General features: G+C 70.1%; 18 protein-coding genes. 7 read left to right on the top strand and 11 right to left on the bottom strand.

Annotation, left to right across the window (positions count from 1 at the left end):
* Positions 1-344 precede the first annotated feature (344 nt).
* The 4 genes from TBR22_RS26260 to TBR22_RS26245 all read right to left on the bottom strand — a co-directional run bounded on the left by TBR22_RS26260 (position 345) and on the right by TBR22_RS26245 (position 7502).
* Complete coding sequence (locus tag TBR22_RS26260; RefSeq protein ID WP_239490814.1) at positions 345-1697, bottom strand: threonine/serine exporter ThrE family protein; 1353 nt, start codon at positions 1695-1697, stop codon at positions 345-347.
* Entirely contained in the window at positions 1694-3868 is a 2175-nt protein-coding gene (locus tag TBR22_RS26255; protein WP_239490813.1) for a peptidylprolyl isomerase, read from the bottom strand. The genes TBR22_RS26260 and TBR22_RS26255 overlap by 4 nt, the downstream gene beginning before the upstream one ends.
* Positions 3869-3956: 88 nt before the next feature.
* Positions 3957-5909 (bottom strand): dipeptidyl peptidase 3, encoded by a 1953-nt coding sequence (locus TBR22_RS26250; protein ID WP_239490812.1) that lies wholly within the window; start codon positions 5907-5909, stop codon positions 3957-3959.
* A gap of 210 nt (positions 5910-6119) precedes the next feature.
* Positions 6120-7502 carry an MBL fold metallo-hydrolase RNA specificity domain-containing protein gene (locus TBR22_RS26245; RefSeq protein WP_239490811.1) on the bottom strand — a complete coding sequence of 461 codons (1383 nt, stop codon included), beginning with the start codon at positions 7500-7502 and terminating at the stop codon, positions 6120-6122.
* Between the two features lie 123 nt (positions 7503-7625).
* Here TBR22_RS26245 and TBR22_RS26240 point away from each other — a divergent pair, with 123 nt between their 5' ends.
* The 4 genes from TBR22_RS26240 to TBR22_RS26225 all read left to right on the top strand — a co-directional run bounded on the left by TBR22_RS26240 (position 7626) and on the right by TBR22_RS26225 (position 11938).
* On the top strand, positions 7626-8417 hold the full coding sequence (locus TBR22_RS26240) for a hypothetical protein (RefSeq protein WP_239490810.1): 792 nt from the start codon (positions 7626-7628) through the stop codon (positions 8415-8417).
* 6 nt (positions 8418-8423) lie between these two features.
* A complete protein-coding gene (locus tag TBR22_RS26235; protein ID WP_239490809.1) occupies positions 8424-9272 on the top strand; it encodes a hypothetical protein in 849 nt (282 codons plus the stop codon).
* 261 nt (positions 9273-9533) lie between these two features.
* On the top strand, positions 9534-10754 hold the full coding sequence (locus TBR22_RS26230; protein WP_239490808.1) for a hypothetical protein: 1221 nt from the start codon (positions 9534-9536) through the stop codon (positions 10752-10754).
* Positions 10755-10993: 239 nt separating this feature from the next.
* Positions 10994-11938: an aldo/keto reductase gene (locus tag TBR22_RS26225; protein WP_239490807.1), complete on the top strand. Its 945-nt coding sequence runs from the start codon at positions 10994-10996 to the stop codon at positions 11936-11938.
* Between the two features lie 117 nt (positions 11939-12055).
* Here TBR22_RS26225 and TBR22_RS26220 read toward each other — a convergent pair whose 3' ends face one another.
* The 3 genes from TBR22_RS26220 to TBR22_RS26210 form a co-directional block, all read right to left on the bottom strand.
* Positions 12056-12799 (bottom strand): SDR family NAD(P)-dependent oxidoreductase, encoded by a 744-nt coding sequence (locus tag TBR22_RS26220; protein WP_239490806.1) that lies wholly within the window; start codon positions 12797-12799, stop codon positions 12056-12058.
* A 17-nt stretch (positions 12800-12816) separates the two neighbouring features.
* Positions 12817-13497, bottom strand: a complete 681-nt coding sequence (locus tag TBR22_RS26215; RefSeq protein ID WP_239490805.1) for a DUF1326 domain-containing protein — start codon at positions 13495-13497, stop codon at positions 12817-12819.
* A 121-nt stretch (positions 13498-13618) separates the two neighbouring features.
* Positions 13619-14587, bottom strand: a complete 969-nt coding sequence (locus TBR22_RS26210) for an EamA family transporter (protein ID WP_239490804.1) — start codon at positions 14585-14587, stop codon at positions 13619-13621.
* 245 nt (positions 14588-14832) lie between these two features.
* Between TBR22_RS26210 and TBR22_RS26205 the strand changes: the two genes are divergently transcribed.
* Positions 14833-15465, top strand: a complete 633-nt coding sequence (locus TBR22_RS26205; protein ID WP_239490803.1) for a CHRD domain-containing protein — start codon at positions 14833-14835, stop codon at positions 15463-15465.
* Between the two features lie 130 nt (positions 15466-15595).
* On the opposite strand, the gene TBR22_RS26200 is transcribed toward TBR22_RS26205, so the two are convergent.
* From TBR22_RS26200 to TBR22_RS26185, 4 genes are read right to left on the bottom strand one after another with little or no spacing between them, the layout of a single operon-like run.
* Positions 15596-15835, bottom strand: a complete 240-nt coding sequence (locus tag TBR22_RS26200; protein ID WP_239490802.1) for a hypothetical protein — start codon at positions 15833-15835, stop codon at positions 15596-15598.
* Between the two features lie 10 nt (positions 15836-15845).
* Positions 15846-16826 (bottom strand): xanthine dehydrogenase family protein subunit M, encoded by a 981-nt coding sequence (locus TBR22_RS26195; protein ID WP_239490801.1) that lies wholly within the window; start codon positions 16824-16826, stop codon positions 15846-15848.
* Positions 16823-19027, bottom strand: a complete 2205-nt coding sequence (locus TBR22_RS26190) for a xanthine dehydrogenase family protein molybdopterin-binding subunit (RefSeq protein ID WP_239490800.1) — start codon at positions 19025-19027, stop codon at positions 16823-16825. Before TBR22_RS26190 ends, TBR22_RS26195 begins: the two co-directional genes overlap by 4 nt.
* Positions 19020-19679 (bottom strand): (2Fe-2S)-binding protein, encoded by a 660-nt coding sequence (locus tag TBR22_RS26185; RefSeq protein WP_239490799.1) that lies wholly within the window; start codon positions 19677-19679, stop codon positions 19020-19022. Before TBR22_RS26185 ends, TBR22_RS26190 begins: the two co-directional genes overlap by 8 nt.
* Positions 19680-19895: 216 nt before the next feature.
* Between TBR22_RS26185 and TBR22_RS26180 the strand changes: the two genes are divergently transcribed.
* Positions 19896-21266, top strand: a complete 1371-nt coding sequence (locus tag TBR22_RS26180) for a TrkH family potassium uptake protein (protein ID WP_239490798.1) — start codon at positions 19896-19898, stop codon at positions 21264-21266.
* Between the two features lie 179 nt (positions 21267-21445).
* Positions 21446-22114, top strand: a complete 669-nt coding sequence (locus tag TBR22_RS26175; protein WP_239490797.1) for a TrkA family potassium uptake protein — start codon at positions 21446-21448, stop codon at positions 22112-22114.
* Positions 22115-22147 lie beyond the last annotated feature (33 nt).

The following is a 22147-nucleotide window of genomic DNA, read 5'->3' as shown; positions in this document are numbered from 1 at the left end:
GTAGCCGGGCGTTGACAGTCATGGAATCGGCCGGTTGCCGGAAAAGCACAGGGTCAATGTCGGTATTTCGACAGACAAAAACTGGCGCAATCAGGCGTGAAACTGACAGAAAGTGGCGATCTGTCGGATTACGGACAGTGTCCCGGCAGGCCCTAACCAGGGGCGTACCGGGGTGGGCGCGCTCTCCCCTTCGACTTCGCTCGGGGCCAGCGACCGCGCCGTTAGCGAGCCAACGGCGGGGCGGGACACCCCGCCCTACCTCCGGATGGCCAGACACATCGCGGCGAGGCCGAGGGCCGAGCCCCAAACATTTCAAATTCCCGATTTCAAATTGCGCGAGCGCGTCAGTCGTACTCGCGCCACGACCCGCCGCGCGGCGGCACCAGCACGGTCGCGATCAGCAGGCCGGCGGCAATCGCCACGGCGGTCAGGATCATCGTGAACCCCGCGGTCACGCCGACGAGCACGTTCTGATCGAGCAGGCTCGTCAGCGACCGGTAGCCGACGCTGCCCGGCACGAGCAGCAGGACGCCGGGCACCAGCACCACCGACGCCGGCCCCAACCCCCGCCTGTCGTAGAGGTTGGCCAGCACACCCACCACCAGTGCACCCAGTGACGCGGCCAGCGCCGGCCCGAAGAAGAGCGCCGCCGCGCGCACCGCGGTGTAGCCGACGACGCTGGCGCCCCACAACCACGGCACGTCGCGGCGCCGCGCCCGCAGCAGCACCGCGAACGCGAACGGCGCCATGCCCAGGGCCAGCGTGAGCGTCCACTCGGGCAGCTTCTTCGGCGCCAGCGACCGCACCTCGCCGACCACCGCCTGCGCGAGCTCGCCGCCGACGGCCACGCCGAAGGCAATCGCCACGAACACCAGGAAGGCGCCGGACAGGCGGGCGGTGCCCGCCGCCAGGTGCCGTCGCGCCAGCTCGGTCATCGCAATCGTCACCGTGAGGCCGGGCACGAGGGCGACGACGCCGCCGAGAGTGGCGGTGGGGACGGAGAGCCGGAGGTCGCTGATCGCGGCAAAGCAGGTGACCACGAACGACACGACAAGCGCCGCCGCGAGCTCGAACACGTGGGTGCCGTGCGGCAGCCGCTTGGAGGCCAGCGAGATCGCGCCGGTCAGCAAGCCGGCGACGCCGGCCACCGCCACTTCGTTCAGGCCGCCGCCGAGGATGCGGCACGACGCGGCCGACGCCACGCCATAGCCGGCCACGCGCAGCAGCGGCAGCGCCGTGCGGGGCAGCGCCATGATCGCCTCGATGGCGGCCGACCCCTCCTGCACGCGCACCCGTCCGGCCTCGACGTCGCGGGTCACGGCATCGAGCCGCGCCAGCTTGCCGAGATCGACGTCGCCCGGGTAGACGCGGATCAGGTGCGTGCGTTGCCGATCGACCGGGCCGAAGGCGGCAAAGATCGACGTCGGCGTGGTGAAGAACTGCGCCTGCAGCCCGAGGCGGTGCGACATGGCCAGCAGGTGGTGCTCGAGGACGTCGGCCGAGAGCCCGTAGGTGTGCAGCGCCCGCCCGAGCTTCAGCACGAAGCCCACCGCCTCCGCGTCGCCCTCGTCGGTCGAGCGCAGCGGCCCACCCGGCGTGCCGCCGTCGGCGTTGCTCCGGCCTTCGGTGCCGGCGTCGGCCTCGCGCCTGCCTTCGGTGTAGCCGTCGGCCTTGGCCGACGGTCCGGACTCGCTCACGGCGCCCCTCGCGGGGTGGCGACCGCCGACTCGATCACCTCGCCCTCGAGGATGTCGTCGATCACCGACAGGTCACCGACGATCGAGGCGACGAGCGTGAAGCCGAAGTCGAGGCGCGCGTTGTCCACCAGGTTGATGAAGATCTGCCCGTCGCCGGTGTCTGGACCGCGCGTCGAGATGCCGACGGTGCCGCGCACGTGGCTGAGCGACGAGAACTCGTCGCGGGCGAACGCCGCCGCGCCGGCGTACTCGTTGGCCGCGGGACTCCCGCCCTGCACCACGAACCCGGGCTCGACGCGGTGGAACGTCCTGCCGTTCCACTCGCCGGCCTGCACCTGAGCGACGAAGCGCGCGACGGCGGTCGGCGCGTTGCTGCCATAGAGCCGCAGCATGAGCGACCTGTCACCACGAAGCCGCAGGGTGACGACGGTCGACTCGAGCCGCTCCACGTCCTCCCAGGTCGGCGCGGCGGTCCGCGGCAAGGGGCGCGGCGCGGCGACGATCGACCCGTCGCCGGGCATGCGGGCGCGGAGCAGCGTCGCCACACGGCTCGCGATCGCCTCGTCGAAGTCGGAGAGGTACGGTCGCAGCGTGGCCAAGCGCTGTGGGTCGAGTTCGTCGATGCGCTCGACAAGCGCAAGGCGCGGATCGCGCGAGGTCTCGCGCTTCTGTGCGGTCAGGCGCCCGAGCGTGCTGCGCAGTGCACCGGCCAGCGCGTCGTCCGCCGGCGCGCCCTTCAGCGCGGTCGCCGCCTCCAGCACCAGTTGCCCATCGTCGCTGGCCAGTGCGCTCGTCGCGGCGGCCACCAGTCCCGGCAGGCCTGCTTCACGCCAAGCGACGAGCGCCGCGTGGCGCACGTTGACGACGGCGTCCGCGGCGAGCCGCGTCAGCACGTCGGCCTGCCCGGTGTGGCGCGCGGCGCGCGCGGCGTACATCCGCACCTGCCACACCGGAGAGGTCGCCGCCATCGCCACCGCCGGACTCGCCGCGGCCGCATCGGTGCGGGCGCTGGCCACCACCGCGTGCGCGTACTCGTGCCAGGCGGCCGGCGTCGGACCGGCAGCGATCCTCGCGTCGCACGCCGCCCGGCACGCCTTCGCCTGGCCGAGCGCGTCGAGCGCGGCCAACCGCACGTGCACGTGGCTGTCGGCGACGCCCTTCGCAGCCAGGGTCGGATCGCCTGGACCGAGGCGGGTGACGACCGCGTGGCGCACGAGCATCGAGCGATCGGCGAGCGCCGTGGCCGCCTCCGCCGCCGTGACACCGCCGCGCGACGCGAGGGCGAGGATCCCCAGCCGCCGCACCTGCTCGTCCTCGTCGGCCAAGGCGGTCTTCAGTCGGCTGTCGGGGAGCGAGCCGAGCACCATCATGCCGCCGGTGGCGAGGCGGCGCGCGCGTCGGCGCAGCACGTCGGGCCGTGTCGCCCCCGCCTCGGGAGCCCCGTCGTCGATGAGCGTGCCGAGCAGGCCGGCGAGCGTCGTCGTCGCAGCGCTGGCCTTCACGGCCCGGGCCCGGCGCGCCAGCGCCTCCGCGCCGCGTGCCACGCCGACCGCGCACATCGACCGCCCGGGTCCTGCCGGCAGGCGCGCATACGCCGTCGCGAGCTCACGGGCCGCGGCGTCCACGCCCGCAGGGTCGGGGTAGGGAAGCCGACCCAGCGACTCGGCCAGGCTGGCCACCACGAGCAGGTCCTGCTCGACGGAGAGGCGCCGGGCCAGCGCGGCGCGCGCCGCTTCGAGGATGGCCGGCTCGCCGCTGCCAATCTGCGCGACGGCGAATGCCGCCTCGCGGCGCACGTCGATCGACACGTGATCGAGCGCGGTGGTGGCGGCGGGCAGCCACTCGGCCCGGCCGGTGCGTCCGATGGCCCGCACGGCCATCACCTGGGCGTCGGCCGGAACCGGGAGTCGGGAGTCGGGAGTCGGGAGTCGCCCCCCCCGCAGCACCGCCAGAATCAGCTCACGTTGCTCGCGGCTCTGCACGCGCGCGTCGTCTGCCGCGATGACGGCCGAGCGCACGTCGGATTGCAGGACCAACGGCGGCGTCGGGACACGCCGCTGCCGGTAGGGCGCGGTCTCCGACCGCGCCGTTGGCAGGGCGAGCGACGGCATGGCGATCATCATGAGGGCCGCGCCGAGGCAGGCCGCGGTGTCCCACCGCGCCGTGGGCATGACTAACGGCGGCGTGGGACACGCCGCCCTACCTGGCAGCGGAGCCGCCCTACCTGGCAGCAGCGCCGCCCTGCCTGTGAATCGAAGCCTACGCATGCCGTGCACGGTCCACGTCGGCCATGCGGTAGTTCTTCGAGTACTCGAGCATCTGCGTCGCGAGGTCGCAGGGATAGGACACCTCGACGTCGACGATGCGGCCCGTCTCGTCGCGGACGGGGGCGAGCCGCGGCATGACGAAGCCGGTGTACGACGGCAGGTCGAGGCGATCGACGCGCGCCACGATCTCGTCACGCAGCGCCGGATCGAAGTGGATGCCGTGCGCCTCGAACAGCGCCACGGCCTCCTCGTACTGCCCCTCGGACTTGATCTGCTGCACGAGGGCGAGCATGCGGCCGACGCCGGCGCGGAAGGCCTCGACGTCGGTGACCACGTGGAAGGTGCGGCCGTCGCGCGTCCGTCGTTCGATGGCCGTGGTGTGCGCCATCAGCCAGTGCACGATCGCCTGGCGGTTGCGCATGTGGTCTTCCTCGAGGTGCGTGCCCTGGCGGACGCGCCGGAGCTGCACCAGCGCGTTGCGGGCGTAGGCCTCGTACTCGGCGCGCACGACCTCGGCGTGGTCGTCGGCGGCGATCAGGCCGAGTTCCACCATCACCGGGTCGGCGATGAACCACAGCGCCACCAGGTCGGAGCGCGTCTCCTCGAGCGTGGAGTACTGCTCGCGCAGCACCGCCTGCGGCGGCCCGACGTGCGGCGCCATGCGGCCCGAGCCGTGGCCGATCACCTCGTGGAGGCTGGTGGCCAGTTCGCCCGCGAAGGCCTGGAAGCGCCGGGCGCGGTCGCGCTCGGCCTCGTCCCAGCAGAACTCCTCGCGCAGGCTCTCGGGCTGCGACTGCTCGTAGGCCTCGACGACGTTGGCCAGCGACACGGACTTGCTGCCGTGGACCTCGCGGATTGACTCGTCGTTGGGCAGGTTGATGCCGATCGCGGTCATCGGCCCGGCGTCGCCGCACTCGACCAGCACGTCGATGGCGCGCGCCGACACGCCGACGACGTCGGTGCGCCGGTAGGCTTCCGCGTAGGGCATGTGCGCCTCGAACCACGCGGCATGCTCGGCGATGCGGCGGATGTGCCGCGTCTTCTCCGGGTGCTCGTGGAAGACCAGGCCCTCCCAGGCGCCCTTGCGGCCGCGCGCGTCGAGGTACACCTCGATGAAGCCGTTGATCGTGTCCACGGGCGAGCGCGCGTCGGTCACCCAGGCGATGTCGTAGTCGCGCCGATCCTCCTCCTCGCCGGTGCGGTAGAAGCGGATCAGGGCGTCGAGCGCGATGGCGGTCGGCGGCGGCGCGACGTCGCGGGCCGCCTCGAGGTGCGACACCACGCGGGCGATCGTCGCGCCGTAGCGGCCCCCCACCCGGTACACCTCCTCGCGCAAGGTGCCGTCAGGATCCTTCACGAGCCGCGAGTTGAGCGCGTACTGCTCCTCGAAGGCGTCGACGTCGGCCGACGTGAGGTTCACGTACAGGTTGTTGGCGCTGCTGGCCAGGATGTCCTCGCCCGGCCCGGGCGTCTTGCTGGTGACCATCGGCCGCCAGGCCTCGTCGAGGAAGTCGCGGGCGTAGGCGTCCACGAATGCGTCGGCGGTGGCGTGCCCGCCGAGCGGCACCGCGATGCCGGCAGCCGCGACTGCGCCGATCGCCTCGACGAACTGATCGCGCGTCAGCCCCAGCACGAACTTTCGGGCGGTGATGTGGTCGTACGGCCCGGAGTTGAGCCAGAACAGCTTCGTGTAGCGCTCGATCGCCTGCGCCACGTCGGCCGGGAGGTGGGCGCGTCCGGCAAACAGCGCCTCGATCACGTCGCGCATCGCGAGGCCGTGCTCGTACCGCTGGTCGTAGTAGATGTCGCGCCCGGCGAGCGCTGCCTCGTAGAGGTGCCACGCTAGCACCCTGTCCTCGGGCGCGAGGGTGTGGAACGCGTCGGCGTACAACTGGACGACGGCCGCGGGGCCGACGCGCTCGAGGAGATAAGGACGATCGGTCATTCAGTCCACATAGGCGGGGCAGCGTGTCCCCCCCAGGCAGGGCGGGGTGTCCCCCCCAGGTAGGGCGGGGTGTCCTCACCCCGCCGTTAATCCGTCAATCAACGTCCACCAAATCAACGGCGCGATGGGGACATCGCGCCCTACCTCTGCGGCAACATCGCGCCCTACCTCTGAGGCGAGACCGCGCCTACCTCTGGGCGACACCGCGCCCTACCCGAGTTCGACGTGTTCGCGGTGCTGCGGCTGGTGCACGTTCCAGCCGAGCGTCTCCGTGATCGACGCGGCCAGCGCGCCCATCGCCTCGGGCTCGCCGTGCACGAGGAAGGTGCGGGCGGGCGGGCGCTTGAAGCCGCGCAGCCACCGCAGGATCTCGTCGCGGTCGGCGTGCGCCGACATCTGGTCGTTGCGCACCACCTGCGCCGCGACGGGGATCACCTCGCCGTGGATCTTCACGGTCCGGGCGCCGTCCACCAGCAAGCGCCCGCGCGTGCCGGCCGCCTGGTAGCCGACGAACAGGACGGTGTTCTTCGGATCGGGCAGCAGGCGCTTGAGGTGGTGCAGCACCCGGCCGCCGGTCGCCATGCCGCTCGACGAGATGATCAGCGCCGGCCCCGACGAGTTGGTGAGGGCCTTGGACTCCTCGGTGTCCTTGATCACGTGGAGGCGGCGCGTGTCGAACATCGGTCCGCGGTGCACCGGCCGCATGTCGGGATCGAGTTCGTCGGGCCTCGAGCTGTAGAACTGCAGCGCCTCGGCGGCCATCGGGCTGTCCACGTAGGTGGGCATCGAGGGGATGCGCGCTTCCTTCTCGAGACGCTGGAGCCAGTACAGGAGTTCCTCGACGCGCCCGATGGCGAACGAGGGGATCACCAACCGTCCGCCCCGCTCGTGCGTCTTCACGATCACCTCGGCCAGCGACGCGCCGTCGTCGTCGGGGCCGTGGGTGCGGTTGCCGTAGGTGGATTCGACGAGCAGGACGTCGGCGTACTCGACCGGCTCGGGGTCGGGGAGCACGGGACGACCGTAGCGCCCCAGGTCGCCACCGAAGAGGATCGTCTGCGGCGCATCGTCCTGCGTGACGCGGATGAACGACGACCCGAGCAGGTGGCCAGCGCGGATGAACTCCGCGGTCAGGCCGGGCACCACCTGCAGCGGCACGCCGTACGACACCGGCTGCAGCAGCGTGAGGGCGCGGCGCGCGTCGTCTTCGGTGAACAGCGGCTTGGCGGGGGCGTGCCGGGAGTATCCGTGCTTGTTTGCCTGCCGCGCGTCCTCTTCCTGGATGCGGCCGGCATCGGGCAGCACGAGGGTGCAGAGGTCGCGCGTGCCGGGGGTGCAGTAGACGCGCCCGCGGTAGCCGGAGGCGACCAGGCGGGGCAGCCAGCCGACGTGATCGAGATGCGCGTGCGTCAGCAGCACCGCGTCGATCTCGGAGGTCGCCACGCCGAGGCCCTGCCAGTTGCGTTCGCGCAGGGCCTTGAGGCCCTGGAACATGCCGCAGTCCACCAGCACGCGATGTCCCGCGCTGGTGCGGAGCAGGTGGCGGGAGCCGGTGACCGTCTGGGCGGCCCCGAGAAAGGTGAGTGCGCTCATGGGAAATGGCAGTCCGGGCGGAAACAGCCCCGTATTCTATACTTCGAGGGTCAGCGCCACGGGACCGACGGGCCCGAGCACCGGATCGACTCCCCACGTCGTCCGGCTGGAGAGGTGAGCAAGATGCGTCTTCGTACAGCAGCAGTGGCACTTGGCGTGATGACGTGGGCGTCGGCCGCATCGGCCGACGTGAAGATGGTGGCGACGATGTCCGGCAAGATGATGGGCCGGACGCCTTCGGGCCAGACGGTCACCTACATCAAGGGCAACCGGATGCGGACCGACCAGGCGTTGGGGGGCAACGAGCTCTCCACGATCATGGACGTGGACGCCGGCGAGCTCATCAGCATCAACCACAAGAAGAAGGAAGCCGAGATCTGGAACGTGGCCGAGATGGCCAGGACGCTCCAGGCCGCCGGAGTGGCCGCCGACGGCGTCAAGGTGTCGATGAAGCCCAACGGCCAGACCAAGACCGTGGCCGGTTACCCGGCGGTGGGCCACGACCTCGACGTGTCGGTGCAGTCCTCGATGGCCCAGGGCATGACCATGACGGTCAACATCTCGGGGCCGGCCTTCCTGTCCACCGAGGCGCCCGGCGCGAAGGACTACGCGGCCTTCTACCTCAACGCCGCCGAGAAGGGCTTCTTCTTCGGCGATCCGCGGGCGGCCCGGGCGCAGCCGGGCAACGCCAAGGGCATGATGACCCTGTACAAGACGATGGCGGAGAAGGGCGTGCCGCTCGAGTCCATGCAGGTGATCAAGCTGTCGGGCGATGGCCCGATGGCCGGCGTGTTCGCCAAGATGGGCGGTGGCGAGATGAACACCACCGTCACCAGCATCTCCGACGAGCCGATCGACGACGCGGTATTCGCCGTGCCTGCCGGATACACCGTGAAGCGCCAGAAGGTCGAATAGCGCCGCTTGCCTGCCTTTGCAGAGGCCCTCGCCGGGCCCGACTCCGTCTACAGCGTCGAACTCCGTCCGCCGCGCGCCGAACTCAGCGCCGCGGCGGGCATCGACGCGTGGATCGACACCTACCACGCCGTGCGGCGCCTCGTGCGCCACGGGCACCACGTGTGCCTCACCGACAGCGCCGTCGGCGCGCAGGAAGAGGACAACCTGCGCCACCTCGTGCTGAACCTCGGCGACGACGTGCCGCGCGACCACGTGGTGCCGTTCCTCACCTCCAAGCACTCCCTGGAGTACTGCCTGTCGTACGCCGACCGGGCGCAGATGCACGGCTTCCCGTCGCTGGTGGTGCTCGGCGGCGACAAGACGATCGGCACGCCGCGCTGCGTCGAGCACGCGTGGGAACTGCGGGCGGCGATCCGTCATCGGCAGCCGTCGCTGGTGCTCGGCGGCTGGGCCAACCCGCACGGCGATCCGGCGCGGCAGGTGTCGTACCTGCAGGATGACGACTTCACCGGCGAGTACTTCCTCACCCAGGTCGCCACCCACCACCAGGCCGGCGCGGTGGAGGCGTTCCTGTCGGAGGCGGCGCGGCGCGGCGTCACGCTGCCCGGCGTGTTCGGCGTCTTCTACTACCGCAGCGCCCGGCGGCGCACGCTCGACATGCTGGCCGGGTTCATGCCCGTGCCGGTGGACGCGCTCGTCGAGGAGTTCGGGGCCGGCGCCTCGCCGGAGACCGTGTGCGCACGCACCATCCGGACCCTCAAGGCCGCGGGCGTGAAGCACTTCTACATCAGCAACCTCCCTTTGACCGGCACCGACGCGGTGCTGCACCGGATCCTTGACGAAGCGCACCGGTAGGGCATGGAGGTAGGGCGCGATGTGCCCTCACCACCCAGGTAGGGCGGGGTGTCCCACCCCGCCGTTAGTCTCATCAGACCAACGGCGCGATGGGGACATCGCGCCCTACCTCTGGGGAATGCGGCAGACATTAGTCGTCTGAAGTCGGCACAAGTGCGACCACGCCAACGAAAGTGATGCGCGTTCCCGCCAGTCGGCACTGGCACGGTTCTGGCTCATGTAAGCCCAACCGTCCACGGCCCACTTTCCGAGGTCCCCTCAATGCATCGTCAATACGCCGCCACTGCCGGCGCCGCCCTGCTCGGCGTGGCGCTCCTCTCGTGTTCTGCCGTCCCTGTCCTCGCCGCCAAGCCCACCGCTCCGAAGCGGACGGTAGTCACCACGACCGAAGACGACACCAACAACGACGGTGCCACCGACCGTCGTGGCATCTTCAGCAAGGGTTACGACACGAAGAATCGGCTCGTGCGCGATACGCTCGAGGCCGACAACGACGCCGATGGCGTCATCGACGCGACGCGCGTCATCACCTATCAGTACGACAAGGCGGGCCGCCTGACGCAGGAGGTCGCCTCGCAGGAGAGCGGTGGCGCGTCGTGGGTCACGACGACGACCTCGACGTACGACAGCAACGGCTACCTGGTGCGCAACCTGGTCGAGGCCGACGGCAACGGCGACGGCGTGCTCGACCTGCGCTCCTCCACCACGTATGCCAACGACGGGCAGGGGAACGTGCTGGTGTCGGTCAACAGCCAGGACCAGGGGGCTGATGGGTCGATCGAGTCGGTCTTCAAGGTGACTTCGGCCTACGACAGCGCCGGCCGACGCGTCTCGGAGGTCAGCGAAGGCGACAGCCCGGTGGACAACGTCGCCGACAATCGCACGACGATCGCGTGGATGTACGACGGCGCGGGCGCCGTGCTGGAGCGGAGCGTCCAGGTGGACCTCGGTGCGAACGGCAGCGTCGAGCTCGTGGAGCAGCAGTCGTACACCTACGACGAGGCAGGTCGCCTCGTCTCCAGCCTGTTGGAGTCCGACGACAACGCCGACGGCGCCTTGAGCCTTCGCGTGAGCACCAGCCAGTTGTACGGCCCGGGAGGGGAACTCGTGCAGATCCGCACCGAGATCGACCAGGCGACGGCGGCCGGCGGCGCCATCGATGGTGTCGTCGATTCGGCCTCCACCAGGCGCATCAGCTACGACCAGGCAGGCAACAAGGTCGAGGAAGTGACCGATGACCAGACCGGCGGCACACTGGTGCGCCAGCTGACCCGGTACACGTACGACGCCGATAGCCGCCTGCTCTCGACCGACGTGACGGTTGAAATCGACAGGGTGCCGGTGTTTCGCCAGACAGTGGCCAACTCGTACAACACGCGCGGACAGCTGATTCTGGAGGTCTCCGATCGCGACGATGATGCAAACGGCACCATCGACGCGACGTCGACCTCGACGACGGTGTACGACGGCGTCAAGCGCTGACACCATGCGGGTAGGGCGCGCTGGGCCCTGCACCACCCAGGTAGGGCGCGAGTCTCCCTGGGCACCGAAGCGCGCCGCGCGAAGGTGGCCGACCGCGCCGTTCGTCCAACGAGACCAACGGCGGGGTGGGACACCCCGCCCTACCTCTGTGGAACGTGGGACACGCCGCCCTACCTCGCAATCCGGCGCGCAACGTTTGGCACCGCGGCGTCGTCGGATCTGCCTGGAGGACTCCAAGCATGCTGACCCGCCGTGACTGGCTGACCCTGACCGCCGGGGCTGGTGCCGCCCTGGCTTTCGATCCGATCCGACTGCTCGCCCAGCAGCCGCTCATCACCCGCGCCATCCCCTCATCGGGGGAGAAGCTGCCGGTGGTGGGGCTCGGCAGCTCGGCGACCTTCTCGCAGGTCGCCCGCAGCGAGGACGTGACCGCGCTGCGCGATGTCCTGAAAGCGCTCATCGATCAGGGCGGCACGGTGTTCGACACCGCGCCGAGCTACGGCGCTTCGGAAGAGGTGGCCGGGCGGATTGCCGCGGAACTCGGCATCACCGAGAAGGTGTTCTGGGCCACCAAGGTCAACGTCGCGGGACGAGGCAGCGGCACGGCGGATCCGGCCGCCGCGAAGGCGCAGATCGAGGCGTCGTTCGGCAAGCTGAAGAAGCCGAAGATCGACCTGATCCAGGTGCACAACCTCGGCGACGTGCCGACGCAGCTGGGCATCCTGAAGGAGATGAAGAAGGCCGGCAAGGTGCGCTACATCGGCGTGACGAGCACCAACAAGTCGCAGTACGCCGAGCTGCAGACGGTGATGCGCAACGAGCCGCTCGACTTCATCGGCGTCGACTACGCCATCGACAACCGCGACGTCGAGCAGTCGATCCTGCCGCTGGCACAGGAGCGCAAGATCGGCGTGCTGGTGTACGTGCCGTTCGGCCGCACGCGCCTGTTCACGCGCGTCGGCCAGCGCGCGGTGCCCGACTTCGCGGCGCAGTTCGGCGCGAAGACGTGGGCGCAGTTCTTCCTGAAGTACGTGATCGCGCACCCCGCCGTCACGTGCGTCACCCCCGCCACGAGCAAGGCGGCCAACATGGCCGACAACCTCGCCGGCGGCCGCGGCACGCTGCCCGATGAGGCGACGCGCAAGAAGATGGCCGAGTTCATCGACGCGCTGCCGAGCGCGTAGCGGGCAATCCTGAATTTCAGGAATTTCAGAAATTGCAGGAATTGCACCGGCAGGGTCGGCGCTTCAACGTGCTGGCCCTGATCGCTGCAATTCCGAAATGCTGAACTTCTGCAATTCCTAGTGGAGATGCCGTCCGCCGTCGACGCGGAGGGTCTGCCCGGTCACCCAGTCCTGATCGAGCAGGCCCATCACGGCGTGGGTGAGGGCCGCCGGTCCACCCCAGTGCCCGAGTGGCGTAGCGCGGATCACCGACGCCTGCATCTCCGGGCTGCTGCCCACGGCCGGCAGGATGGGGCCGGGAGCGATCGCGTTGACCTGGATGGCGTCGCCGGCGAGCTCGAGCGCCAACGCCTCGGTGAGCGCGACGACGCCGGCTTTCGCGACGTAGTAGGGGACGTAGCCGGTGTAGCGGGGACGACCGCTGGCCGCCACCCAATCACTGCAGAACAGCAGGTGCCCGCCGCCGCCGCGCCTCCGCATGTGCAGCGCGGCCGCGCGCGCGCAATGGAACGTGGCGTCGAGGTCGACGGCGAGGTGCGCGCGCCACGCGTCGTCGGTCACCTCGGCAATCGGCACGCGCTCGTACGTGGACGCAAGGGCGACCAGCACGTCGAGGCGACCGCCCCAGGCGATCGCCTCGGTCACCAGTTGCTCGCAGGCCGCGGGGTCGCGCAGGTCGGCGCCGATGGCGACGGCCTGGCCGCCCGCGGCGATGGTCCTGTCGACGGCGTGCGCGATCGCGTCCGTCGAACGGGCGCAGGAGAACGCCACGCGGGCGCCGCGGGCGCCGAGGGCGGCGCCGAGCGACGCGCCCATGCGGGTGCCGCCGGTGACCAGGACGACGCGGTCGGTCAGGTCCATCCGGAGGGGCGATTCCCTCAGAACGCGAACGTGCCGACGAAGGCGGAGCGCTTGTCGAGCTGCTGCCAACGCGTGCCGAGCTGCTGACCGGTGAACGACTGGTTCTTCGTCAGGCCCACCTCGGCCTGCGCGCCGCGCGAGAGCGGGTGGAACCACTGCATCGCGCCGCACGACGGATCGTGGTGGATGTGTGCCTCCACGTCGAGGCGAGCCTCGCCGGCCTGCACGGCGGCGGCGTGGTGCGTGCGCTCGAAAGCGATGGGCACGGCCTGCACGCCGACCACCCGGATCGCGAGGTCGCCGATGGCGGTGCGTGCCATCGAGACCAGCGCATCGCGCTGCGCGTCGGTGGCGCGCTCGTCGACGTACATCAGCGCCTTGACCAGGGTCGGCGACTCGCCGCCCATCTCGCGCATGCCGAGGTTGTGCGTCCCCGAGAGCGCGGCCACCACCGAGAGGCCGTCGAGGGTGACCCCGCCGATGGCGCCACGGTCGACGCGCCAGGCCAGCACGGCCTGCCGGCCCATCGTCTCGGCCTCGCTGTTCATGATGCAGCCGCCGGCGAACACCTCGGCGGTGCGCGCCTCGACGTAGGTGCCGGTCACCGTCGGCACGCTGGCCGGCGCCGCGGCCTCGGTGGCCGCCAACGCGGGAGCGGCGGCGAGGATCGTCGTGAGTGTGAGCGTTGCTCGGAACATGGGAATGCCTTCTCGCGAACGCCCCTGTCGCTGTGCGTTCGCACAATCGGCCTTCGTCCATCGGCCTTGGGCCTTCGTGACGTCAGCCATAAGCCGTAAGCCGTACACCTGTCCTTCCACTCTACGCGCGTGTTTCGTCGCGCTCAACCTCGTCGACGTCGGGGACCGGCTCGTCGGGATGGGCCAGGTGCGTGGCGCGTTTCGGGCTGCCCGACACGATGGCGCTGCCGGCCAGGATGACGGTCATGGCAGCGACCGTCCGCCAGCCGAGCGGCTCCCGCAGCAGCCACGTGCCCAGGATCACGGCGACGATGGGGTTGACGTAGGGGTACAGCGAGACCACCGAGATGGGCAGGTGGCGTAGCGCGTACGTGTAGGCGACGAACCCGATGAGGCTGCCGGCGACGAACAGGTAGACCACGGCGGCCACGGTCCGCGGCGTCCACGAGAGCCGGCCGTATTCGCCCAGCACCGCTGCCACCACCAGCATCACGAGCCCGCCAGCCAGCATCTGGAAGGCGGAGGCGACCAGGGGGTCGAGGTCGTGGAGCCGCTTCTTGGACAGCGTGGAGCCGAGCGACCAGCCGATGCAGGCCAGCTGGGTCGAGATCAGGCCACCCACCCAGGCGAGCCCGCTCGTGGTCGACAGCGCGGTCACCAGGTCCGGCCAGACCAGCAGGAGGATGCCCGAAAATCCGACCAGCAGCCCGCCGGCGACCCGACGGGTGAGTCGGTCACCGCCGGCGAGCGCCTCGATGCCGACCATCCAGAACGGGGTGGAGGCGACCAGCACCGCGACCAGCCCGCTGGCCATGAACTGCTCGGCCCACACGACGCCGCCGTTGCCGAAGCCGAGCATCGCGACGCCAATGGCGAGGAAGGTCGGCCATCGGCGCCAATCCGGCCAGGAATGCCCCAGCAACCGCAGCGCCACGGCGAGGATCGACCCGGCCAGCGTGAAGCGCATGCCGCCGAGCAGGAATGGCGGCACCGTCTCGAGAGCGACCTTGATTCCAAGATAGGTCGTACCCCAGAAAAGGCAGACTGCCGCAAAGGCGGCGTACGCGCGCTGTCGGGTCGTCACCGCCACGGCCGCGTCCTCATCATTGAATGGGCGGGGCGGCGCCCGTCGCGCGGACCTGCGTCGCCGACCATGCCCTGATGCTACACGTCGCCGGTGCGTCCGCGCCGGCCGGTGTCTGTCCTACGAATCCTCCAACCAGCTCGAGGCGTCAAAAACAGTTCCCAGTTCAGATGCGGCTGCCCAAGCCCGCCCGTTCGAGGACGACCCCGATGACGCGTGACGTTTCAAATGCAGTTCGGCGAGGAGGATCCATGCGAGTGGTGCGAGCACTGGTGTTGGCGGCGGCCAGCACGCTGGTCATGGGCACGTCGAGCGACGCCTCGACGCTCCTGATCGCGAACCTGACCAACGACCAGGAGAACCCGCCGGTCGTGCCGACCCTCAGCACCGGTGGACCGCGGCCGGCGTCCTTCGGACGCGCGACCTTCGTGCTGAACGACGCCATGACGTCCCTGACCATGTCGGCCAGAATCGTCAACATCGACGTCACCGGCACGCAGACGGCCGACACCAACGACAACCTGGTGGCGGCGCACATCCACGCCGGCATCAACCTGCCGCCGCTGAACAACGGCGTCGTCTGGGGTTTCTTCGGGGCGCCGTTCAACGACAACAATCCGAACGACGTCGTGGTGTCCCCCTTTTCGGCCGGGAAGGTCGGCGGGGTGATTACCGGCAAGTGGGATCTGCTCGAGGGGAACAACACGAACCTCACGGCGCAGCTCCCGAACATCTTCGCGGGTCGTGCCTACGTCAACTTCCACACGGCGCAGTTCCGCGGTGGTGAGATTCGCGGCCAGATCGCCGTGCCCGAGCCCGCGTCGATGACCTTGCTCGGCCTCGCCCTGGCGGGCGTGGTGGCTCGTCGCCGCATGCGTCGCTAGGTCCGCGACACGCAGCGAAGACATGAAAGGCGCGCCCTCGGGCGCGCCTTTTTGCGTTTACTGACCGTTGCCCAAGGGCATCGGCTACCAGCAGCCGACGGCGCGGTGGGACACCGCGCCCTACCTGCCCTCAGTGGCAGCAGCCGCGGCCGTTGCCGCTGACGCAGCAGGCGGCATTGGCAGGACTGCCGTCGGGGCCCATGGCCTTCTGGGTCTGCGTGCACCAGTAGGCGGTGGCGTCCCAGTTGCCGGCGTGCTTGAGCTCGCCGGGATCGGGGGTCGAGAGCACGTACATGCCCTTGTGGCGCAGGTGCGCGCAATGCGCCTCGGGAGTCACGAGTCGGGATGCGGGAGCGGGATGATCAGCCACGGTGCACCTCTCAGGCCGACACGCCGGCCGCGTGCAGGATCGCCCGCTTCACGGCAGTCCTGGCGACCTGCACCTTGTATGCGTTCTGGGTCATGGGCGTCGCGCCGGCCAGGGCCGCCTCGGCGGCCTTGATCGCCGTCGCCTCGTTGGCGGGCTGTCCCTTCAGCGCTGCCTCGGCCTCCGGCGAGCGCCAGGGAATCGGCGCCACTGCGCCGAGCACGACACGCGCGTCCGACACGGTGCCGTTGGCGAGGGCGAGCGCCACGCTGGCAAACGCGATCGGCCAGTCGTGCGAGCTCCTGAAGCGCACCTCGTAGGTCGCGCTCTTCATCGCCTTCGCGGGCGGCAGGATGACGTGCGTGAGCAGTTCATCGGGCCGCAGCGCCGTCTCGCCGTACAGGTTGCGCTCGGGCAGCTCGTAGAACTCCTCGGCGAGCACTTCCTTCTCGCCGCGCGGCCCGACGACGCGGAGCTTGGCGCCGAAGGCGACCAGCGGCACCGCGAGGCTCGACGGGTGCACGATGTGGCACGGCCCGCCGCCGAGGATGGCGTGGAACTGGTTCTCGCCGTCCACCGAGTAGCACCGCGCGCCGCCCTTCTTCAGGCACGGGAACTCCTCGTTGCGGAAGTACCAGCAGCGCGGGCGCTGCATCAGGTTGCCGCCCACCGTCCCGAGGTTGCGGATCTGCGGCGTGCCCGTCTCGCTGGCGGCCTCGGCCAGCGCCGCGTACTGCGACGACACCGTGGCGTGGGCGATCAGGTCCACCAGGCGCACCGCCGCGCCGATGCGCAGGCCGCCGTCCGGCGTGGCCGTGATGGTGCCGTCCAGGCCCTTCACGTTCACCACCCGGTCGGGCGTGGCGATGCGGTCCTTCAGCAGCGACACCAGGTCCATGCCGCCGGCCAGCGGCAGCACCTTGCCGCGCTCGCGCCCGAGCGCCGCCAGCGCCTGCTTCTCGTCTGCGGCCTTCACGTAAGCGAACGGCTTCACAGCGTGCCTCCTGCGCGCTCGCCCTCGAGGGCGGTGAGCACCTTCTGCGGCGTGAGCGGGATGCTCCGCACGCGCACGCCGATGGCGTTGGCCACGGCGTTGGAGATGGCGGCGGCGGTCGAGATCGTCGGCGGCTCGCCGATGCCGATCACGCCGCGTTCCGGCTGGTTCATCAGCATGATGTCGATCTTCGGGATGTCGCTCATGCCAGGCACGAGGTACCACTCCATGTTCGGGTTGACCTGCATCGCGGTGTTCCGGTCCAGGATGCGGTCCTCGTACAGCGCGTAGCCGACGCCCATGATCATGCCGCCGATGCACTGGCTCTCGGCGGTGAGCTGGTTGACGATGAGCCCGCAGTCCTGCACGCACAGGATGCGCTCGACCTTCGTGACGCCCGTCTCGATGTCCACCGACACCTCGGCGAACTGCACGCCGCTCGAGCCGCTGGCCGACAGCCCCGGCTCCCAGCCCGCGTTGACCGACACCGGCGTCGTCTGCAGCTTCCTGCACGCCTCGGCCCACGCCAGGCCCTTCGACGGGTTGCCCTTGACGTGCACCCGCCCGCCGCTGGCCGCCACCTGATCGGCCGGCACGCCGAGCACGCGCGTGCCGAGCTCCTGCAGCGCCTTGGTCACCGTCACCCGGATCGCCGGCGACACCGCCGGCGCCGTCGTCGAACCGCCGCTGCCGCCGCTGAACGGGTAGTTGCTGTCGCCGATCTCGACCTTGATGTCCTTGACCTGCAGGCCGAGCGTCTCGGCTGCGATCACCGCGATCAGCGTGCGCGTGCCGACGCCGAGATCCTGCGTGCCGCAGCGCACGACGACGCCGCCGTCGGGCAGGATCTCGCACTGCGCCTGCGTGCCGCGCCCGCCGCCGCCCCACCGGTTGGCCGCGCAGCCCATGCCGCGCTTGATCGGGCCAGGCGTCGGATCACCGGTCGGATGGCGCTTGTCCCACCCGAACTTCGCGGCGCCGACCTTGAAGTACTCGCGCCACATCGCGTTGGGCGCCTGCGGCGGCAGGTTGCGGATGCGGAACTCGATCGGATCCATCTTCACGCGGTCCGCGAGCTCGTCCATCAGCATCTCGGTGATGAAGCAGCCCTGCGGGTGGCCAGGCGCGCGCATCGCGCGCTGCTGGCCGGCGTTGATGTAGACGTCCTTGTGGACGCGCCGCCGGTTCGGGAACGTGTAGATGTAGGGCAGCGGGAAGCCCGACGAGGCGCCGGCGCCGCCGGTGCCCCAGCTCTCCGCGTCGAAGGCCGTCAGCATGCCGTCGGCCGACACCCCGGCCTTGATCTTCGCGACGGCCGAGGGGCGGTTGCCGGCCGCGAGGTGCTCCTCGCGACGGTCCAGCATCAGCTGCACCGGCGCCTTGGCCTCCTTGGCCAGGCGCGCACAGGCGATTCCCTGGACGTCGGGGCCGAACTTGCTGCCGAAGCCGCCGCCCATGTGCTCGGTGATCACGCGCACGTTGGCCTGCGGGATGCCGAGGCTGGTGGCAAAGCCCTCGCGCGTGCCGTGCACCGCCTGCGTGCTCACCCAGGCGGTCAGCTTGTCGCCCTCCCACTCGCACACGCAGCCGTGCGTCTCGAGCGAGACATGCGTCTGCACCTGCGTGGCGTAGGTCTGCTCGACGACGTGCGCGGCGGCCGCGAAGCCGGCCTGCAGGTTGCCTTCCTCCTCGGTCTGCGACGCCTTGACGTTGCCGCCCTCGAACACGACGGGCGCCTCGGGGCGCATCGCCTGCTCCACCGACGCAAGGAAGGGCAGCACCTCGTACTCGACCTTGATCGCGCGCGCCGCGTCGCGGGCCTGATCCTCGGTGACCGCGGCGACCGCGGCGACCTCGTCACCCACGTACATGACCTTGCCGCCCGGCTTGGCGATGTTGATGGCGGCCTTCACGCCGGGCATCTTGAGCGCCGGCGCCAGGTCGATCGACACGATGCGGGCGTGCGGGTGTGGCGAGCGCAGGATCCGGCCGTAGAGCAGGCCGGGGCGCCTGACGTCGTAGGAATACTTCGCGCGTCCGGAGACCTTGAGCGGCCCGTCGATGCGATTGACGCGGGTGCTCAGGAGTCGCCGCTCCTTCGGCCACGCGTAGGGCGAGTTCGGGTTGGCGCTGGCCGGCAGGTTGACCTCGGCGACCTGACCGCCCATCTCCTCCATCGGGACGTTCGGTTCGTCAGCCACGGGCGCCTCCCTTCACCGACAGCGCGGCCTCGAGCAGGCGGACGTAGGTGCCGCACCGGCAGATGTTGCCGTCGAGCGCCTTCTTCGCCTGTGCGGCGGTCGGGTTCGGGGTCTTCTCGAGCAGGGCGACGGTGGACATCACGAAGCCCGGCGTGCAGAAGCCGCACATGGTGCCGTCCTTCTCGAAGATCGCCTGCTGCACCGGGTGGAGCACGGTGCCCTGCGTGAGCCCCTCGATGGTGCGGATGTCGGCGCCCTCGACGTCGACGGCGAGCACCGAGCACGCATAGGCGGTGCGCTTGTCGATCATCACCGTGCAGGCGCCACACGAGCCGCGATCGCACACCCGCTTGGCGCCCGTGAGATCGAGCTGCTGGCGCATGGCGTCGAGCAGCGTGGTGCGCGGTTCGACGGTGACCGTCTTCTTCTGGCCGTTGATGGTGAGCGTCAGCGGCGCCGCGTCGGGGCCGACGATCGCCGCGCCCTGGGCTTCGGCCGCCTCCGGGGCAATCGCCGCGGCAACCACGGGCGTGACCCCCACCGACTTCAGGAACGTGCGGCGGGAGAAATTGGGACCGGACGCCGACGCCTCCGCAGTGGCGGAGGAGGAAATTTCCTCGCCGGCCGGGCGTGAACGCGTGTGTTCGGACACGAGGACCTCGCTGTCAGGGAAAGCAGGGACTGCCGTCGGCCGACAGCCTATCACGCGACGACATGGTCAAGGGACAGGGGAACAGCGACGAGGGACAAGGGCGACGAGGGACAAGAGACAAGGGCGGCGAGGGACGAGGGACAAGGGTGACGAGGGACGGGGGACAAGGGTGGCGGGGACGAGGGCCTCGGCACGCCGAGCGTAAGATCCTTTCCCGTGCCTGTTCCTGCTGTCGGGCCACCGCGGCGGCGGGCGCTCACGCCGCCGCAACTGCTGGTCCTCAGCTTTGCCGGTCTCGTGATCGCCGGCACCTGCCTGCTCTCGTTGCCATGGGCGTCGGCCACCGGCGCGCGGTTGCCGCTGGTGTCGGCGCTGTTCACGGCCACCTCGGCGGTGTGCGTGACGGGCCTCATCGTGCTCGACACCCCGGTGGACATGTCGACATTCGGTCACGTGGTCGTGCTGCTGCTGATCCAGGCCGGCGGGCTGGGGTACATGACCTTCTCGACGCTGGTCGGCGTGGCGCTCGGCCGGCGCATCACGCTGCAGGAGCGACAGACCCTCAGCGAGGGCCTGAACGCGTTCTCGTCCGGTGAGGTGGTGCGGTTCGCCCTGTCGGTGTTCCGTGTCACCCTGGTGCTCGAGGGACTCGGCGCCGTGATTCTCGGCGCCTGGTGGTCGGCCTCGCACGGGCTGGCGCGCGGCGCGTGGCTGGGGCTGTTCCACGCCGTGTCGGCGTTCAACAACGCCGGCTTCTCGTTGTTCTCCGACAACCTCGTGGGCGCCACCACCCAACCGCTGGTGTTGCTGACCGTGTCGTTGCTGGTGATCGCCGGCGGCCTCGGCTTCTTCACGATCCTCGAGTTGGGAGCGATCAGGCGGCGCAACCTGCGCCTGTCGGTGCACTCGCAACTGGTCGTGGCGATGACCGCGATCCTGCTGGTCGGTGGGACGATTGCGATCTACGCCGCCGAACGCGACAACCCGCTCACCCTGGGCGCGCTGCCGGCCGGGCAGGCCTGGATGGCCGCCTGGTTCCAGTCGGCGGTCACGCGGACGGCGGGCTTCAACTCGATCGCGATCGGGGCGTGCCAGCCGAGCGCGCTGTTCGTGATGATCATCCTGATGTTCGTCGGCGGCGCGCCGGGCAGCACCGCGGGGGGCGTCAAGGTGAGCACGGTCGGCGTGTTGCTGTCGGCGCTCTGGGCGACGGCGCGCGGCGAGCGCGATGCGCTCGTGTTCCGGCGCCGGATCCCGCCCGACCAGATCATGCGCGCGTTCCTCGTCTGCCTGATGGCCTTCCTGGCGGTCAACGCCCTCACCGCGGTGCTGCTCGCCCGTGAAGGGCGCCAGTTGCTCCCGACGCTGTTCGAGGTCGTGTCGGCCTTCGGCACCGTCGGCATGTCGACCGGCGAGGGGGCCAGCCCCTTGAGCCTGAGCGGCCACTTCTCGCGGTCCGGACAACTGCTGATCGCGGCGATGATGTTTGCCGGGCGACTCGGGCCGCTGACACTCCTGATGGCCGTCGCGCAGCGCAGCGAGCGGTCACGCGTCCGCCACCCGGAGGGCAAGGTGCTCATTGGGTGATTTCAGAATTGCAGAATTCGAGAGTTCAGAATTTCACCAAAATTGGGACGACGGCAGCGCAGCGAAGCAATCGCAGGATTGCAGAAGTGCACCATCAGGGTAGGAGGGCTGAAGTTCCTGAGTTCCTGAAATTCCTCGAGTTCCTGAAATTCTCCAATTCTGCAATTCTGCAATTCCGAATGTCCAAACGTCTCTACGCCGTGATTGGCCTCGGTCGCTTCGGTTCGGCCGTGGCGTCGACGCTCATCGCACTCGGGCAGGAGGTCATCGGTGTCGACGACGACGAGGACCGCGTCCGCGAGATGGGCGAACTCACCACCAACGCGCTGCAGATCGACGCCACCGACATCCGGGCACTGCGCCAGGCGGGGGTCGGCGAGGCCGACGTCGCGATCATCTCGATCGGGGAGAACATCGAGGCCAGCCTGCTCATCGTGATGCAGGTGAAGGACCTCGGCGTGCAGACGATCATCGCCAAGGCCGCCTCGCCGCTGCATGGCAGGATCCTCGAGAAGCTCGGCGTGTCGCGGGTGATCTTCCCGGAACGCGAGATGGCCGAGCGCACCGCGCGCAGCCTCGTCATCCCCAATGCGCTCGACTACATCTCCTTGTCCAGGGAGTTCTCCCTCGTGGAGGTCGGCGTGCCGGCGTCGTTCATCGGGCACACGCTGCGCAGCATCGACCTGCGGGCGCGGCACGGCCTGACGCTGGTGGCGATCAAGCGACAGGTGGGCGGCAAGGAGGAGACCGTGGTCTCCCCCCAGGCCGACGAGGTGTTGCGCGAGGGCGACGTGCTCGCCCTGCTGGGCAGCAACGAGAAACTCGCGCTGATCGAGGCGATCCGGTAGGGCGGCCGTTCTCCGGTCCCCGCCCGGCCGTCG

The organism is Luteitalea sp. TBR-22, from assembly GCF_016865485.1.
In the GTDB taxonomy this organism is placed as follows: domain Bacteria; phylum Acidobacteriota; class Vicinamibacteria; order Vicinamibacterales; family Vicinamibacteraceae; genus Luteitalea.
The sequence above is the reverse complement of the archived record's forward strand: the minus strand, read 5'-3'. Positions and strand labels throughout refer to the sequence as shown.